The organism is Actinotalea sp. Marseille-Q4924 (genome assembly GCF_916618755.1).
Taxonomy (GTDB): Bacteria; Actinomycetota; Actinomycetes; order Actinomycetales; family Cellulomonadaceae; genus Actinotalea.
Map to the genome: position 1 here is coordinate 266,825 of NZ_CAKAKB010000006.1, position 17,533 is coordinate 284,357.

Sequence of the window (17,533 nt, forward strand, 5' to 3'; positions counted from 1 at the left end):
TTGGCAGCCGGCTGATCGCGGTTGTGGCGCAAGGCAAGAGAGGTCGGGAGTATCTACCTCCAACTCAAGAGCACGAGCGAGCGGCCAGGGTGCAGAAGAAGAATAGCGGAGTCCCGGGAAATCTTCCAGAGGCGGCGCTAGGATTTCGCGTACAGGCCTACGGCATGACTTCGTGGAGTCACCTCTTTACCGATAGACAGCTCATCGCCTTGACAACAATTTGCGATATTGCGTCCGATCTTCACACCGAAATCTTGATGGACGGCATCTCGGCCGGACTCAGCGAGGAGGGTTCCCTTGTGAGCGGCGGTACGGGCGCGAGGGCTTACGCGGACGCCGTTCTCACATACCTTGGTTTGGCGATTTCCAGGCTGACCGACTGGTCGAACTCCCTCTGTCGTTGGGAGAGTAAGGGACAGGTTTCTCAGCAGCTCTTCGGACAGCAATCGATTCCGATGGTATGGGACTATTCTGAGGCGATGTGCTGGCCGCGAGCAGCGGATCCCTGGATGCCGCGTTGAAGTACGTGATCAAGCCGTTGACGATGTCGTGGGCAGTTGGCGAAGCGACGGTGGTGCAGGCGGACGCGCGCACGCGCGATTACTCCGGCTTCGTAGTTTCGACGGACCCTCCCTACTACAGCAATATTGGGTACGCGGATCTCTCGGACTTCTTCTATGTTTGGTTGCGACGGGTACTCCGCGATGCACATCCAGACCTGTTCGGCACGGTCCTGACCCCCAAGCTTGAGGAACTCATTGCAAGTCCCCAGAGACACGGCGGCTCGGCTTCCGCCGAGCGGCACTTCGAAGATGGCTTCAGGCAGGTTTTTACCGCCATGCGACTAAGCGCGGGGAACGACACGCCAATCACCGTGTATTACGCCTTCAAGCAGCAAGAACGCAAAGCGAGCGATATCCTCTCGACCGGCTGGGCAACCATCCTTGAGGCGATGCTTGCAGCGGGGTGGCGGATCACTGCGACCTGGCCCCTGCTTACCGAATTGGACAAACGCCTGGTCGCCTCAGGCGCCAACGCCCTTGCTTCATCGATCGTCCTCGTCCTTCGGCCTCGGAATGCTGACGAGCCGGTGATCTCTCGACGCGACTTTATTCGTGCACTCAGGGCAGAGCTTCCAGCGGCGCTCACGGAACTCCAGCAAGGTGCGATCGCTCCCGTTGACCTCGCGCAGGCGACGATCGGCCCCGGCATGGCCGTGTACTCTCGATACTCACGTGTCATCGAGTCCGACGGCTCGAGCCTGTCGGTTAAGTCCGCGCTCTCGCTCGTCAACCAGGCACTCGATGAACTGTTGGCAGAGCAGGACGGGGATCTAGATGCGGACAGTCGGTTCTGCCTGCGCTGGTACAAGCAGTTCGGCTGGAAGCGCGGGGACTACGGGATCGCCGAGAGCATGGGTAACGCCCTCAATATTCCCGTCAAGCGACTTGAGCACGGCGGCGTGCTAACCGCACGTGAAGGCTCGGTCCGCCTCCTTCGCCCGTCGGAGCTGCCGCGTAAATGGGACCCGGCGAAGGATGACCGAATCTCAGTTTGGGAGGTCACGTGCCACCTGGCACGTGCCGTCACAACTGAGGGCACCGAAGCTGCAGCCCGCCTCATGGCGAAAGCCAACACGCGGGTCAACCTGGAAGCCGTTCAGTTGCTCGCATACCGGCTCTATGAGCTCGCTCAGCACAAGGATCCGGAAGACGCAGGTCTCTTCAATGCGCTGGCGTCCGAGTGGGCGCCGCTCTCAGCTGCCGCTCAGCGCGTAGACACCCGCGGGATGCAGGGCGGCCTGGACCTGGACGCACTGTGACCGATCGACCGACTACAAGGAGCAGCGGACCATGGCGCTGAGCAACAAGGAACACGTGGCGAAGGGGCTCGATCTCCTCGCCGAGGTTCTGGAGCCGTTCGTCGCTCGGGTCCTCGCACGCCACGTGCCCACGGGCCACGACTGGACCGTGCTGCTGCAGCTCCGCGACGAGGCCCGGAACCGTGCGATGGAGCGCTACAACCGGCACGATCTGCACCTGCAGCTGCGTGCGATCAACGAGCGCCACGGCGACATCGGCTACCCCTTCAGCGCCGACCTCTCCCGCGCGGAGCGCAACCTCGCCGGCGAGCTGGCGGACGTGCGCAACCGGGTGGCCCACAACGAGTCCTTCAGCACGGACGACGCGTACCGGTCGCTCGACACGGTGGAACGCCTCATGCGCGCGATCGGCGCAGCGCCGCAGGCGGACGAGGTGCGTCGGCGACGCCTCGACGTGCAGCGCGGCGCCTACGAGAGCGAGACCCGCCGCGCCGCCGCCCGCGCCACCGCCCCGGACACCGCGGATGCCGAGCTGCCGTCGTGGCGCGAGGTGCTGCCACCGCATCCTGATGTCCAGAACGGCACGTTCGCCGCCTCCGAGTTCGCGGCCGACCTCTACCGCGTCGCCATGGACCCCGCGGCGACCGCCGACGAGTACGCCGAACCGGTCGAGTTCTTCCGTCGCACCTACCTCACCGAAGGCCTCAAGGACCTCCTCCGCCGCTCGGCCGCACGCGTGGCCGGCGATCCCAGCGCCCAGCCGGTCATCAACCTCCAGACCACATTCGGCGGCGGCAAGACGCACTCGATGCTTGCCGTCTGGCACCTGCTCTCCGGCCGGCTGCTCACCGCCTTCCCACAGGAGGTGCAGGACCTCCTCCACGACGTCCCGCTGCCCGACGGTGAGGTCCGCCGCGTCGCGCTCGTCGGCAACGAGATCGCGCCCGGCCAGCCGGTCACCAAGCCGGACGGCACCGTGGTCCGCACGCTGTGGGGAGAGCTCGCGTGGCAGCTCGGCGGTGCGGACGGCTACGCCGTCGTCGCCGAATCGGACAGGAACGCGACGAACCCCGGGGCCGCGCTGCGTGACCTGCTGGCTGCGCACGCCCCCGCCGTCGTCCTCATCGACGAGTGGGTCTCCTACGCCCGTCAGCTCCACGCACGGACGGATCTCCCGGCCGGGGACTTCGAGACCCAGTTCACCTTCGCGCAGGCCCTCACGCAGGCTGTCGCCGCCGTCCCCGGGATGCTCCTGCTCGTCTCCGTTCCCGCGAGCGACGCCCGGCGGCCGGCCGCCGACGGGTCGGAGGACGAGCAGACGCACGTCTCGGACCTCGAGGTCGGCGGGCAGCACGGCCGGGAGGCGCTCCAGCGGCTGGAGAACGTGGTGCGTCGGGTCGCCCACCAGTGGGCGCACGCCTCCGGCGACGAGTCCTACGAGATCGTGCGCCGTCGGCTCTTCAGCGAGCCCGACAACGCCGCGCAGGCGGTCATCAACGCGACCGCTCGGCGCTTCGGCGACCACTACCGGCAGCACGCCACCGAGTTCCCCTCCGGCGTCACCGAGCGCGACTACGAGAACCGGATCAAGGTCGCCTACCCGATCCACCCGGAACTGCTCGACCGGCTCTACAGCGACTGGTCCACGCTCGAACGCTTCCAGCGCACTCGCGGCGTCCTGCGCCTCATGAGCACGGTCGTCCATCAGCTCTGGGAGCGCGGTGACCCGTCGCCGCTCATCCTGCCGGGCTCGGTCCCGCTCGACTCGTCCGGGGTGCGCAGCGAGGTGGTGCAGTACGTCGACGCCGGGTGGGCCGAGATCGTCCAGGCCGACATCGACGGTGCCAACGCCGTCTCCCGGCGCGTTGACGCCGAGCGCCCCCTGCTCGGCAAGCGGGCCCTCACCCTCCGCGTCGCCCGCACGGTGTTCCTCGACTCCGCACCGACGCTCGAGACCGCTCGCAAGGGCGTCGACCGCAAGCGCATCGCCCTGGGCGTGACCATGCCCGGCGACGTCGTCGGCAACCTCGGCTCCGCGCTCGACGGACTCGTCAACGGTTCCAGCCACATGTTCCACGACGGCGACCGCTACTGGTACGACACCCAGCCGTCGCTCAACCGCATGGCCGCAGAACGCGCGAGGAACGTCCACGAGCACCAGGTGCACGACGAGGTCATCGCCCGCCTTCGACGGGGCGCCGGCGGAGCGACCCCCGAGTTCAGCGGCGTCGTCGTCGCGCCGCAGACCACGGGGGACGTCCCCGAGGAGGAGTCGACACGTCTGGTCCTGCTGCGCCCTGAGCACCGGCACAACGGCAAGGACAAGGAGAGCAGCGCCGCTCGTTTCGTCCTCGACCTGCTCCAGCACCGGGGCACCGCACCGCGGATCCGCCCGAACAGCATCGTCGCGCTCGCCGCGGACGAGGGCCGCTGGAAGGACCTCGAGTCCACGGTCCGCAGCCACCTCGCGTGGCGCTCGATCATGGACGACACCGTCCGGCTCGACCTCACCCAGCAGAACGCCGAACAGGCCCGCAAGCGCACCGAGGACAGCAGCCGCACGATCGACGACCAGATCGCCAACGCGTGGATCTGGGCCCTCCACGGTGTCCAGACAGACCCTCGGCAGCCGCTCACCGTCGGCCAGGTCAAGTGCGACGGCTCAGAGAAGCGGCTTGCCGTCCGAGCCGGCGCGCGCCTCGTCCGCGAGGACGCCCTCCGAACACAACTCGCGCCGGCCGCGCTGCACGTCGACCTCACCGGGCACCTGCTCGCGAAGTGGAACCGTGGGCACGTCTCCGTCGGCGAGCTGTGGGACTACTGCACGCGCTACCCGTACATGCCGCGACTGCGGGACAAGCGTGTGCTCACCGAGACCCTGCGGGACGTCCTACACGACGCGGCCTGGGTGCAGACCGGGTTCGCCCTCGCCACCGGCTACGGCGAGAGCAGCGGGGTCTTCAGCGGCCTCGCAGTGCCGCTGTACGACCTCGACTTCGGCGCCGTCACCGACACGACCCTCCTCGTCCGGCCGGACCTGGCCGTCGACCAGCGGGAGCGGGAGAAGGAGGCGGAGCGCCGCCGACGCGAGAGGCCGGACGGCGACGACACGCCGCCTGGCGGTGACGGGGAGCCGGGCGGGCGCGTCCGTCCCGGTGGCGGCACCGGACCGGGTGGGGGGACCCCTCCCCCGCCCGAGCGGCGCCGGGACGTCCGGTGGGCCGGTCGGTTCGACATCGACCCCGAGAGCGATGTCGAGCAGGCCCTTGCCGTCATCGCGCAGGAGGTCGTCGACGTACTGCGGCGCGGCGGGCCGGAGGTCCTGGAGATCAGCCTGGAGATCACGGCCGAGCGCCACGAGGGCTTCGATGCCGCCACCGTGCGCGCCGTCAACGAGAACAGCCGCACACTCGGCGCGGCGCGGGCCCGCTTCGAGGACGCCTGATGGTGCAACGCCCGAACGTGGTGGAGGTCCGACGGGTCGACCCGGACCCTTCGATCACGTCCGCGATCGGGCGGCACCACTCCCTCCAGACGGCCGTCGCCGACCTGGTCGACAACAGCATCGACGCCGGCGCACGGAACGTCCTCATCCGGGTGCTGCAGCGCGACGAGCGCGCGGTCGGCCTCCTGCTCGTCGACGACGGCCAGGGCATGGACACCGAGGCCGTCGACCACGCCATGGGGTACGCACGGCGCCGCGAGTACGGCGAGGAGGACCTGGGCCACTTCGGCATCGGCCTCAAGGCGGCGTCCCTCAGCCAGGCGGACACGCTCCTGGTCTGGTCACGCCGGTGGGGCGCTCCGGCCGTGGGCCGGCTGCTCGAACGGGAGTCCCTGGACACCGGACCACTCGTGAAATCCATCGCCACCGAGGACGCCGTCGAGCGGTTGGCCGCCGTGGACGCAGGCTTCTCGCTGGAGACCGGCACCGTCGTGGAGTGGCGTGACGTGCGCGGCTTCCTGCAGTCGCCCGACCCTGAGGAGCAGCGGGCCTGGCTCGAGTCGGCGATCGAGCGACTGCGCACCCACCTCGGCCTGACCTTGCACCGGATCCTCGCGCGCCGGCAGGTGACCGTCCGGATCGACGTCCTCGACGAGCACTGGCCGGACCTCGGGACCGTGGCCCGGACCGTCGAGCCTCTCGACCCGTTCGGGTACTCCCGGAGCGGCGCCGCGAGTTTCCCTCAGCCGCTGACACTCGTCCTCCCCGACGGCATCGTCGAGACCGAGCTGCACGTCTGGCCACACGACCCCACCCACCCGTCCTGGCTCCTCGGCGGCCGGACGCCCGTGGAGTCCCAGGGGCTCTACGTGTACCGGCGGGACCGGCTGCTGCAGGCCGGCGGGTGGAACGGCCTGACGAACCCCAGCCGTGACCTGGTGCACGCCCGCGTCGCCGTCGAGTACGGCGCGGCCCTCGCCGGACACGTGCAGATCAACCCGGAGAAGACGGGCGTCACGCTCGACGCCGTGTTCACCGAGGCGTGGGCGTCGGGTCGGCTCGACGACGGCGCGACGTTCGCCGACTACCTCGAGGTCGTGCGCACCGGTGCCCGGACCTCGCGAAAGCGCAACCCCCGCCCGGTCGAGGTCCCCGAACCCGGGAAGGGCTTCACGGCGGGGGTGGTCGAGGCGATCGAGGACAACGCCACTTATCCCGAGGGCGCCGAGCCGGTGAGCATCCGGTGGAAGGGCCTGCCCGACGACCAGGTCGTCCGTGTCGACCGCGAGAACCGCACCCTGTGGGTCAACCAGAGGTACCGGGCCGCGCTCGGGGGGACGACCGGCCTGCGCAACGACGACGGCCAGGTCGTCAAGGTCCTCCTCCACCTGCTGCTCGCACCGCACGCTGCCGGCGCGATCGCCGGGGCGCGGGAGAAGCGTTTGGAGACGGCCTGGAACGCCATGCTCCTCGCCGCCGTGCAGGAGGACGACGCGCGACGACCTCGTTCTGACGACGGACCGCACGGAGGACAGCGATGACGGACCAAGACACGACGGTCGCTCGGCTCTCGCCGGACTCCCTCGACCAGTACTTCTCGGCGGGAATCCCCTCGACGCACGTGCTCGCCAGTGCGCCGCGCTGCGATCTCATCATCGACCCGGGGGCGCAGACATACGAGCTCCTCACACCCGTCGTCGGAGCGGAGCCGGATCTTCTGGGCATGAAGCGGGTGGCCGTCGACCAGGTGTCGATGGAGGACGGACCCTGGTTCCGGCTGCGTCTCGACTGCCGGGAGATGCGCCACGAGACGTACGGGGTCGTCGTCTCGGTCGTCCAGGCGATGCGAGGCGGGGCGTCCTTCGCGGCGGCCGCTGAGGCTGCTGTGGGCAACCTCCGCACGCTGCTGGAGTCCCGCCGCCGGTTGACGCACGACAAGGAGATCGGGCTCATCGGTGAGCTCCTGGTGCTGCGCTCGCTGCTGCGCTCCTTCGACGAGGCCGATGTCGTCGAGTGGTGGTTGGGCCCCCTCGCGGAGCAGCACGACCTCGCCACGCCGGATTACGACGTCGAGGTGAAGACCACGACCTCCGAACGCCGCACCCACGTCATCCACGGCACCGGGCAGCTCGAGCCGAATCCCGGCAGGCCGCTCTGGCTCCTGTCCATCCAGCTGACCCGGGCAGGCGGCGCAGACGGGCTGAGCCTTCCCGCCCTGATTCACGAGGTCCGTGGACTCCTGCCGGCGCACAGCGGCCGATTCCTGGAGAACCTCGTCACCCAGGGCTGGCGCGACGACGACGCCGAGCTCTACCGCGCCCGGTACATCCCCCGTTCGACTCCTGCCGCCTACCTCGTCGACGACGACTTCCCCGCGATCACGACGGCGCGGGTCTCCCGCGCCGTCCCACACCACGAGCTCGTCAGCGACGTCTCCTACCGGGTGGACGTCACGAACCGGGACTCCGGCATGCCCGGCGGGCCACTGGACCACTTCCTGAACGACGAGGACGCCAACGATGACTGACCCGCTCGGTGCAGCCGTGATCCGCGCGCTGGACGGCCTGCAGGGGTACGAGCCCGAACCGTTGCTGGAGCTGGCGAACTTCCACCTACGGCGCTCCGAGGAGTCCCTCACCGAGGACGAACTCGTCGAGATGGTCACGACTTCGAACCTCGACGATCCCGTACGCATCCGCTTCCACATCCAGCTGTCGCGTTGGGACGGTGTCGACGACGAGCCGTGGGCACACACACCGGACGGTGCGCTCACCCAGGCAGGGTCGCCGGCCCGGCGTGCCCATGTCATCGGGCTCCTCGGCCTCGGCAACGACTCCGCCGCCAGGATCGGCGAGGCATTCCCCGTCCACGGTCTGGACACCGTCGTCATCGCCGAGGAGCCGGCCGACTGGACACCCTGGTACACCGACGACCGAGCCAACGAGCGGACCTTCTACTGGGACGCCTACAAGGGCGTGCTCGCGCAGAAGATGGACGCCTACGCCGTCGACCGTCTGGACCACGCCACGCGTGAGGTGGTGCGGCGGCTCGCCGATCCGTCGCGGCCACAGCCGTACCAGTCGAAGGGGCTGGTCGTCGGGCACGTGCAGAGCGGCAAGACCGCCAACTTCACCGGCGTGATCGCCAAGGCCGTGGACGCCGGTTACCGCCTGGTGATCGTGCTCACCGGCACGATCGAGATCCTGCGCGCCCAGACCCAGCGGCGGTTGGACATGGAGCTGGTCGGCGTCGAGAACATCCTCGGCGGCATCGACCCGGCGAGCACGGACCTGCTCGCCGAGGTCGACTACGCGGGCGACGGCGACCGGGACTGGGTGGACGGCAGATTCGTGAAGCACGGCGTCCGTCCCCGCGACGTCGGCGCGCCGGAGATCCGCCGGCTCACTCGACTGAAGTGGGACTACCGCGCGCTCAAGCAGGGGATCGCCACACTCGACTTCCGCGTCGGCAACGAGCTGGCCGACGCGACGAAGCCGCTCTACGACCCCGTGAACCTGCACGGCACCGACGTCCGCGTCGCCGTCGTGAAGAAGAACAAGAAGGCGCTCGAGGATCTGGTCAAGGACCTGTCGCGGATCCACGCCCGCGCGGGCGAGATCCCCACCCTGATCATCGACGACGAGGCTGACCAGGCGTCCGTCAACACCCTGCGGGACAAACGTGCCTCGAAGGAGGAGGCCCGGGAGCGGACACGGATCAACAGCCTCATCGCGGAACTGCTCGGGCAGCTGAAGCGGGCGCAGTACGTGGGCTACACGGCCACTCCGTTCGCCAACGTCTTCATCGACCCGGACGACTCCGAGGACCTCTTCCCCAAGGACTTCATCGTCAGCCTCGAGCCGCCGGCGGCCTACATGGGCGGCCGTGACTTCCACGACCTGCACCTGGCTCCGGAGGACGCGAGGACCGTGAAGAACTCGAACGAGCTGGCGTTCGTGCGGGACCTCACCGCCGATCCCGACGACGACGCGACGCGCGATGCCGAGCTGCTCCGGGCGATCGACTCCTACGTGCTGGCCGGTGCGGTGAAGCTCTGGCGGGACGACGTCGAGGGGAAGTCGCGGTTCAGGCACCACACGATGCTCGTCCACGAGGCGGTCGAGCAGAAGAAGCACGAGGAACTGGCTCGCTCCGTAGCGGCGACGTGGCGCCGCGCCGGGTACAGCCAGTCCCATGGTCTGCGCCGGCTCCACGACCTCTGGCGGGACGACGTCCTGCCGGTCAGCGAGGCTCGAGCCGACGGTCTGCCGGTTCCGCGCGACTTCAAGGAGCTCTCGCCATGGATCGGCCCGGCCGTGGACAGGATCTCGAGCGGCTCGTCGGCCATCGCGGTCGTCAACGGGAACAAGGAGTCCGACTACGCCCAGCCGGACCTGAACTTCGACACTCGTGACGTCTGGAAGATCCTGGTCGGCGGCGCCAAGCTGAGTCGCGGCTTCACGGTCGAAGGACTCACGGTGTCCTACTACACCCGGCGGACCACCGCGGCGGACACCCTCATGCAGATGGGCCGGTGGTTCGGCTACCGCGCCGGGTACAAGGACCTCGTGCGCCTCTATCTCGGCAGGTCCGTGCCCGCCCCGCGGGGAACGACGGTGGACCTCTACCGCACGTTCGAGGCGATCATCCGTGATGAGGAGGACTTCCGCCGGGAGCTGCGGGCGTTCCAGGGCCGGGACGCTCAGGGGAACCCGCTGCTGCGGCCACGTGACGTGCCGCCCATGGTCTTCCAGTCGGTGCCCTGGCTGAAGCCCACCGGGACGAACCGGATGTACAACGCCGTCCTCAGCTTCCAGGGTGAGGGCGGCCAGGTGCGGGACTTCTTCCAGCAGCCGCCGAGAGACGCGAAGGTGAACGAGGACCACTTCGCGGCGGTGGGCCCGTTGCTCGCTGCGGCCCAGGAGACGGGGTCGTTCGCCAACGACTCACGCAACCTCTACGCGGCCCGGTACGGGATCGTGGGCGCCGAGGCCCTCCTGAGCGTGATCCAGCAGTTCCGGTGGCAGAACGACGACGTCATCCAACCGACACTGACGTTCTACAGGAAGGCCATGGCCGAGGGGACGCTCCAGGACTGGGTCGTCATCGTCCCTCTCCTCGAGGGAGCCGCGGTCGCGAAACGGCACGTCGTGGATCACCAGGACACGTTCCATGTGCTCAAGCGCGAGCGCCGTCCGGAGCGCAACTGGGCCTTCTCGGGAAGCTCTCCCAGACAACGACCCTCCATGCGGATCGTCTCGGGCGGTCAGCCGCCCAGCGACGGCGATCCGATCGCCTCCGGGCTGCACCGTGATCACCGTGGAGCGTTCCTCCTGACCTTCGCCGCTGACATCGGTGCGGGCAGAGGGCCGAAGGATCTCCGCGACCCGGCTCCGGCAGGCGACATCGCAACGCTCTTCTCCCTCGCCTTCCCGCGCTCAGCGGCTCCGTCGCCCCGGGTCGGCTTCTCGGTTCGCCGGCAGGGAGGAGGGCCGATCGTCCCCGTCACGGGGACCTGACCGCATCCATACTCGATCGGCGGTCGCCGCGAACCTCGGGACGACGCAGACTGGACACACAGGGGCAGGGCACCGATCGACCCGGCCCGGACAAGGACGTCCCGGACACACGGTGAGCTCACTTCCGTTCGACACCGACGATCTGACCGACACGTTCGGCTACTTCCCGTTGCACTCGGCGGCCGCCGAACTGCTGCAGACAGCGGTGTTCGACCGACTTCTCGTGATCGCGCGGTCCGTTCCGGATGTCGTCCACCTCGTCGACGAGGCACGGCTCTTGCTACCCGACTCATGCCCACTGCCGGACGGCGCCTACTGGTTCGCCGGCGGGCTCGACCCCACGCTCGCCGTAGTCGTCGATGCAGGGACGCCTGAGGCTCAGACCCAGTCCGCCGCGCCGAGCTCGCTCCCTGACGACCACCCTCTGGTCGCCGCCCTCTCCTGGGGCGAACACCTGTGGGAACAGGCGTACCCGATCGCGCCGCCGCGGTATGCGGTGAACGAGGCGCTCCTGACCGTCCCTGCGGGGCGTGACGCCATCGTCCAGCGGCGGCGTTTCACCGAAGGCACGTGGCTGTACGACGTGCGTACGGACGGTCGCATGAGTCAGGTGCTGGAGTCCGGCCTGGCTCCGATCGCGGCCGTCGACGACCCCACCGTGTGGGTCACCGAGGAACCCGCTTCCGTGAACAGATTCGGTGCGACCCTCACACGAGCCAAGCTCAGGGGCACGTTCGCCAACACCCTGTTCTCGTTCCGTGCCACCAGGACGTCCTTCCGGCCGTACCAGTTCAAACCCGTCCTCAAGCTGCTGCAGACCGGGAAGGCCCGCCTCCTCGTCGCCGACGAGGTCGGCCTCGGCAAGACCATCGAGGCGGGGCTCATCTGGACGGAGCTCGAGGCGCGGCGCGAGGCCGACCGTGTCCTGGTCGTGTGCCCGTCGTCCCTCCTCGGCAAGTGGAAGGAGGAGATGGACGAGCGGTTCGGCTTCGAGCTGACGGAACTCGATACCGCCGGCCTCCGCACACTGCTCGAGAAGCACCAGACCGGCCGCACACCCGCCCGCGGCGCCTACATCTGCTCGCTCGAGAGGCTGCGCAAGTGGGACGGGCTCGAGGACTTCGCGCAGTCGCCGCCGGCGTTCGACCTCGTCATCGTCGACGAGGCGCACTCCATGCGGAACGCCGACACCCGCAGCCACGCACTGGGCGAGCAGCTCACCGACTGGGCGGACGCACTGGTGTTCCTCACTGCGACGCCGATCAACCTCCGCCAGGAGGACCTGCTGCACCTCCTCGAGCTGCTGGTCCCGGAGGACTTCGGCGATCTCGCCGATCTCGAGCGACGGCTCGAACCCAACGCCGTCCTGAACCGGCTCAGCGAGGCCATCTCCCGGCCGTCGTCGACGGTCGCAGAGCGGGTAGCACTGCTCGACCGGCTTCCGACCAGTGACTTCGGGCGGACCCTGGCTCTCCGTCCTGACGTCCCGGTCCTACGAGAGGTGATCTCGCGGACCCCCTTCCTCGCGGCCGACGTCGTGGAGGCCCGCAGGCTGCTCGCCGACCTCAACACGCTCTCCGCGGTCATCACCCGAACCCGCAAGGCGGAAGTCGACGACCGCAAGACACTTCGGGAACCAGACCTCACGAAGGTCGTATGGACCCCTGACGAGGAGCGCTTCTACGAGGAGTACGTCCGCTGGTGTCACGCTCGGGCGGATGCCGTGGGCATGCCGGTGTACTTCGCGATGCAGATGCCGTTGCGCCTGGCGAGTGCGTGCTTGCCCATGGCTCGCCGCGCTGTGTTGGAGCCCAGCGGCGCGCTGATGCAGGACGAGGACGATCCCGCGGCTCAGCACCAGACGGCCGTCGTGGCTCCCCACCGTGAACTGCTCGAAGCAGCGGCCGCCCTCGACCCCGATGTCGACAGCAAGTTCGACCGGCTGGCCCCGGTCCTTGACCGCCTCATCAGCCACCAACGCAAGCGTGTTCTGCTCTTCACCTTCTCCCGGCCCACTCTCTCCTACCTGCGTGGCCGCCTGGGTGACCGGTTCCGGACCGAGGTCATGCACGGCGGGGTCGCGCGCGAGGAGCGGCGCCAGATCCTCAAGCGATTCCGTGCCGGAGAGATCGACCTCGTCCTCGCCAACCGTGTCGCCAGCGAGGGCCTGGACTTCGAGTTCTGCTCCGCCGTCGTCAACTACGACCTCCCGTGGAACCCGATGGAGATCGAGCAACGCATCGGCCGCATCGATCGCATCGGGCAGCAGGAGGAGAAGGTCCTCGTCGCGAACTTCTACAACGAGGCGACGATCGACGAGCGGATCCTCGTCCGCGTCCTCGACCGGATCGAGATCTTCAAGCGCTCCATCGGGGAGATCGAACCGATCATCAATCAGCAGGTGAAGGCACTGCAGGCAGCCTTCGACTTCACTCTCACTCCGGAACAGCGGGAGATGAAGGTCCGGCAGTTCGAGAGGGCGGTCGAGACGCAGCGCGCCGGCATCCGTGAGCTCACCGACGCCTCCAGTGCGTTGCTGGTCAGCAACGACGTGGAGATCGCCGGCCTCGAGGACGACCTCATCCGGACAGGCCGGTACGTCGGACAGCGGGAACTGGCCCTCCTTCTGGACGACTGGGGTCGCACCGACGGCGCTCCGCCGGTGACGATCCACTCGGACGGCAGGTCCATGGTGCTCCGAGGCAACACCGCCATGGCGGGGCGAGTCGAACAGCTGGGGCGCGACAGACGCCGCGCTCGGGCGGAGATCTCCGTCTACGCGTCGCAGCTGCGCGACGAGGCCGAGATCCATCTCGTCCTCGACCAGGAGTTCGCCCGCACCGGCGGCGGTGACCTCCTGACCGCCACGCACCCTCTGGTTCTGGCGGCGACCGACGTCCCGGGCCATCGGCATGCCCGCTACTCGCAGATCCGGGTCGCCGGCCAGGAGGGGACGTCTCCCGGCTGGTACGTCGTCGTCCTGGCGCAGGCACGCGGAGCGACGATCGGTGGAGGCGACGAGATGTGGGCCACCGCGGTCGATCTTCAAGGCCGTGAGGTGAGCGACCGGGTAGCGGACCTCGTGCTCGCGGGTCTGGCTGCTGGGACCCTCAGCACTCCGGACGGCGCGGTCCCCACGACGGACCTGTCGCGTCCTGCACGGTGCGCGACCGACCTGCTCGCCGGCAGGCAGGTCCGGACACAGCGTCGTCAGGACGCAGAATCAGCGGCGCTCCGCGACGCGCGTCGCCTCACGATCACGGCCCAGTACGACCGGAGGATGGATGCGATCCGCCGGAGGCGGGAGACGGCCCGTGCGCGCGGGCGCGGGCCCGCGACCGAACGACTGTTCGGCGGCCAGGCGAGACGCGCCGTGCAGCGACGTGACCAACTGCTCGCAGAGCTCGACGACAAGGAACGAGCGGCCATCGAGCTCGAGATGCTCGCCGTCTGCGCCTTGGAGGTGACGCCGTGAAGTCGACCCCGGAACGCCGGATCGACGCTGCTGACGAGCGGGCCGCCGAGAGCCGCTACCGCAAGGCACTGGAGCGGAAGCAGCATCCCGTCAAGTACCAGGGCCCGCGGAACACGCAGTGGACCGGCACCGGTCGCCCGCACCTCGCGCCGCATGCACAAGGTGAGCTCGTCGGTCGCGTCGCTCTGCGTGGTGTCCATCCCCTGATCGATGCTGGTGACTTCTACATCGGCGAGCGGTACGTGGAGGAGGACGGACTCCACGTCTACAGCTGGGCAGCCCCCGTCGCGTGTGCCTTCTTCCGTGGCACGAATCACCATGCGCTCTGCGAGTCGACGGTGGCTGTTCGGACCTTCCTTCGTCGGGACGGCGTCATCGCCCAGGTCGTCGAAGAGGCGCTGGTGGACGGGGTCACCGATCCGTTCTCACGTCGCGAACTGTCCATCCCGGCAGCACCTCGCAAGGTGACCCTCCCCCGGCCCGCCCCTGATGCGCCGGTACAGCGCTCGAGCGAGGCGACCGCCTCGAAGACTCCTGCAGTCGGTCGCAACGTGCCGGCTCCAGTGAGTGAGGGGCAACCGACTGCACTACGTCGATCGCCCTCGCCGGCCAGGGCCCACCTCCGCGCCGAGTCGGCCTTGCGTGAGCGCCTGGCAGCCCCTCGGTCCAGCCGCCTCGAAGCGGTGCTGTCCACCCTGCAGCCGGATCAGTACGACCTGGTGTCCCGACCGGGGAACGAGCCATTGCTCGTCCAGGGTCACCCAGGGACCGGCAAGACGATCATCGCGATCCACCGTGCAGCCTTCCTTGTCGACACCGAGCGGCGGGAGAACCGCGTCCGAAAGCTCCTCCTGGTCGGACCGACGCGCGAGTACGCCGACCACGTCAGCGGGCTCCTCGGCAGCCTCGTCACGGACCCTCATTCGGTCGAGGTCACTTCCGTCGATGACCTGATCCAGCGCATCCGTGGCGTCAGCACAGAGCTGAGTGGACCCCTCTGCCGGGACTACCGCGACGCAGATGTCCACCTCATGCTTCTGGCTCAGGACGCGCGGCGGCGGCTTCAGCGGCGCGGCGTGCTTCCGCCAGGCCGCCGAGAGGCTGCAGCCGCCGTCTACGAAGCGTTGCGGACGAACGGGGACACCCAAGGCGTGATCACGTCCGACCGCGAATGGTCGTCCTACCTCACCACTCAACTCCCGGCGTACGATCGGGCGCACGGTTACCGCGTCCTTCAAGGGCTGCTCGCTGCTTGCGCCTGGGCCTTGAGCCCACCGCCGGACCTGCGCGGGTTCGACCACGTGATCGTGGACGAGGCGCAGGATGTGCTGCCCTTGCAGTGGGCACTTCTCGACAACCTTCTCGAAGAGCCGAGTTGGACGGTCCTGGGCGATATGAACCAGCGACGGAACGACTGGGCGTTCCACTCCTGGACACACATCGCAGACCATCTCGGTTGCCTGGACGAGGCTGGGAAGCCGCCGGTCGTGGTGGTCGAACGCGGCTACCGTTCGACGGGACCCATCATGCGATTCGCGGGGCTGCTCCTCCCCCGTCATGAGCGGACCGTCGAGTCACTGCAGGCCGACGGTCCGGAACCGGTCGTCGTCCGCGTCGCCCAGACCGTCCTCCAAGAGGAGGTCGTGACGACTGCAACGAGCCTCCTGGGTCGTCACACCGCTGGAACGGTCGCCGTGATCACCGTGGACCCTCGTGGCGCCCGAGAGCGCTTCGCCCATCAGGGCTGGAAGTGCCGAGGGCAGCGCTGCGAACGCGGAGGGCAGGCGGTGCGCGTACTGCATCCTGAGTCGGCCCGAGGCCTCGAGTTCGACGCGGTCGTCGTCGTCGAACCCGCGGACTTCCCCATCAACCTTGGACGCAACGGCCTGCTCTACACGAGCCTGACCCGAGCGAACAGGGAACTGGCAGTGGTCCACAGCAAGCGGCTTCCTGACGGCCTCGCCGGGCGGCGCTGACCGCGGATTCGCCGATCCCCCTGCCGACCAGACACATCGGGTCCCGAATCGGCAGTGAAGAGCCGGTCGTCGACCTGGACTTCCGAGAGCCTCGGCGCAGGACAGCCACTTCACCCATCCACGCCGACGGACGTACGCCCACGGAACCGGTTCTCCCGATGCCACTCGAAGTACGGCTCTCTCCCTGGTGACCACGCCGGTGCCCTGTGCCGGTCGAGTCCGCGAAGTACCGTCCGGAGGTGGGCGTCCCCAGCAGCCACGCGCGCGATGACGATGCGGCCGGTCGCGTCGACCGCGAGATAGCCACGTTCGTACAACGCATCGCATCCGAGCGTGCACGCGGCCATCGCTACGTGCGGCATGTCCAGCCGCTCCTCCTCGGAGCACTCGCTGCGCGGCTTCACGTGAGCGGCGACAAGGAGGGCGCGCGGCAGGTATCGCCCACAGAGCCCGCACTGGGCCGGCATCTCTGAAGCCGCAGCGCCGATTCCAAGGGAGTCCCGCAGCAGGGACTGCTCCAAGCGCACCGCGCGCGCGGCGCCCGCTGCGTCGGTCGTGCCCATCGCTTCCAGCCGTGCGAGTAGATCATCCAGCCCGGGCGGGGCGGCGACATCGCCAGGCGTCTCGACCGTCACTCCGCGGGCAGCGCCATGAGAGATGTCGATGACGCCCGTTCCGGATCGGCGGACCGACTCACCCGGAATCTCGTCGGCGAACTCGGCAAGCAGCTGATCGGCCTTCGGGCCGGTGATCAGACGGAGTCCTCGGAAGTCGTCCGCCACACCGAAGCCTCCGCGGGTCCGGAACTCGCGGTAGGGGATGTCGGTGAAGGCGAACGGCTCGAGGCTGTACACATGCCGGTAGCTGCCGTGCGCGGGGTGCCGGGGCCAGAGGGCGTCCGCGAGTGAAGGGTTGTCGGTCAGCAAGCCGATCCGACCGATCGCCAGCACCCGACTGTTGCCTGTGAAGATGACGACGTCGCCGGGATCCAGCTGTGCCATTTTCGCCGAGTGGTAGCGGTGAGCACCCCAGATCGGCGCTCGCCCTTCGGGGTGCACCTCCTCCAGGCGCCGTCGTTCGGCGCCGCTGAGCGCGGCGGCGACCGCACCGGAGCGGAAGTCGACGGGTGTTTCGATGGTGGTGGCCCAGTTGCGCCGACCCTGCGCCACTGCCACGCCTGTGGCGTGGATCAGCACCGAGGTCACGGGAGGACCTCGGGACGGCGATCGGTCGTCGGCGACACGGGTGACCCCTGGGCAGCACGGCTGAGCGTGCGGAGGGGTCATGTCCGGGAGA

8 protein-coding genes are annotated in these 17,533 nt (G+C 68.7%); 7 read left to right on the top strand and 1 reads right to left on the bottom strand.

Annotation, left to right across the window (positions count from 1 at the left end; genetic code table 11):
• The first annotated feature begins 481 nt into the window (after positions 1-481).
• The 7 genes from LG379_RS16315 to LG379_RS16345 all read left to right on the top strand — a co-directional run bounded on the left by LG379_RS16315 (position 482) and on the right by LG379_RS16345 (position 16,237).
• A complete protein-coding gene (locus LG379_RS16315; RefSeq protein WP_225755647.1) occupies positions 482-1,822 on the top strand; it encodes a hypothetical protein in 1,341 nt (446 codons plus the stop codon).
• A 31-nt stretch (positions 1,823-1,853) separates the two neighbouring features.
• A complete protein-coding gene (locus LG379_RS16320) occupies positions 1,854-5,267 on the top strand; it encodes a Swt1 family HEPN domain-containing protein (RefSeq protein WP_225755648.1) in 3,414 nt (1,137 codons plus the stop codon).
• A complete protein-coding gene (locus LG379_RS16325; protein ID WP_225755649.1) occupies positions 5,267-6,808 on the top strand; it encodes an ATP-binding protein in 1,542 nt (513 codons plus the stop codon). Before LG379_RS16320 ends, LG379_RS16325 begins: the two co-directional genes overlap by 1 nt.
• Positions 6,805-7,794 carry a PD-(D/E)XK motif protein gene (locus LG379_RS16330; RefSeq protein WP_225755650.1) on the top strand — a complete coding sequence of 330 codons (990 nt, stop codon included), beginning with the start codon at positions 6,805-6,807 and terminating at the stop codon, positions 7,792-7,794. The genes LG379_RS16325 and LG379_RS16330 overlap by 4 nt, the downstream gene beginning before the upstream one ends.
• A complete protein-coding gene (locus LG379_RS16335; protein WP_225755651.1) occupies positions 7,787-10,786 on the top strand; it encodes a Z1 domain-containing protein in 3,000 nt (999 codons plus the stop codon). Before LG379_RS16330 ends, LG379_RS16335 begins: the two co-directional genes overlap by 8 nt.
• Positions 10,787-10,898: 112 nt before the next feature.
• The gene (locus LG379_RS16340) at positions 10,899-14,261 is read left to right on the top strand and encodes a helicase-related protein (RefSeq protein ID WP_225755652.1); all 3,363 of its coding nucleotides are present in this window, start codon (positions 10,899-10,901) and stop codon (positions 14,259-14,261) included.
• Positions 14,258-16,237: an AAA family ATPase gene (locus LG379_RS16345; protein ID WP_225755653.1), complete on the top strand. Its 1,980-nt coding sequence runs from the start codon at positions 14,258-14,260 to the stop codon at positions 16,235-16,237. The genes LG379_RS16340 and LG379_RS16345 overlap by 4 nt, the downstream gene beginning before the upstream one ends.
• 110 nt (positions 16,238-16,347) lie before the next feature.
• On the opposite strand, the gene LG379_RS16350 is transcribed toward LG379_RS16345, so the two are convergent.
• Positions 16,348-17,442, bottom strand: coding sequence for a hypothetical protein (locus LG379_RS16350; RefSeq protein ID WP_225755654.1), 1,095 nt, complete (start codon positions 17,440-17,442; stop codon positions 16,348-16,350).
• Positions 17,443-17,533: the final 91 nt, after the last annotated feature.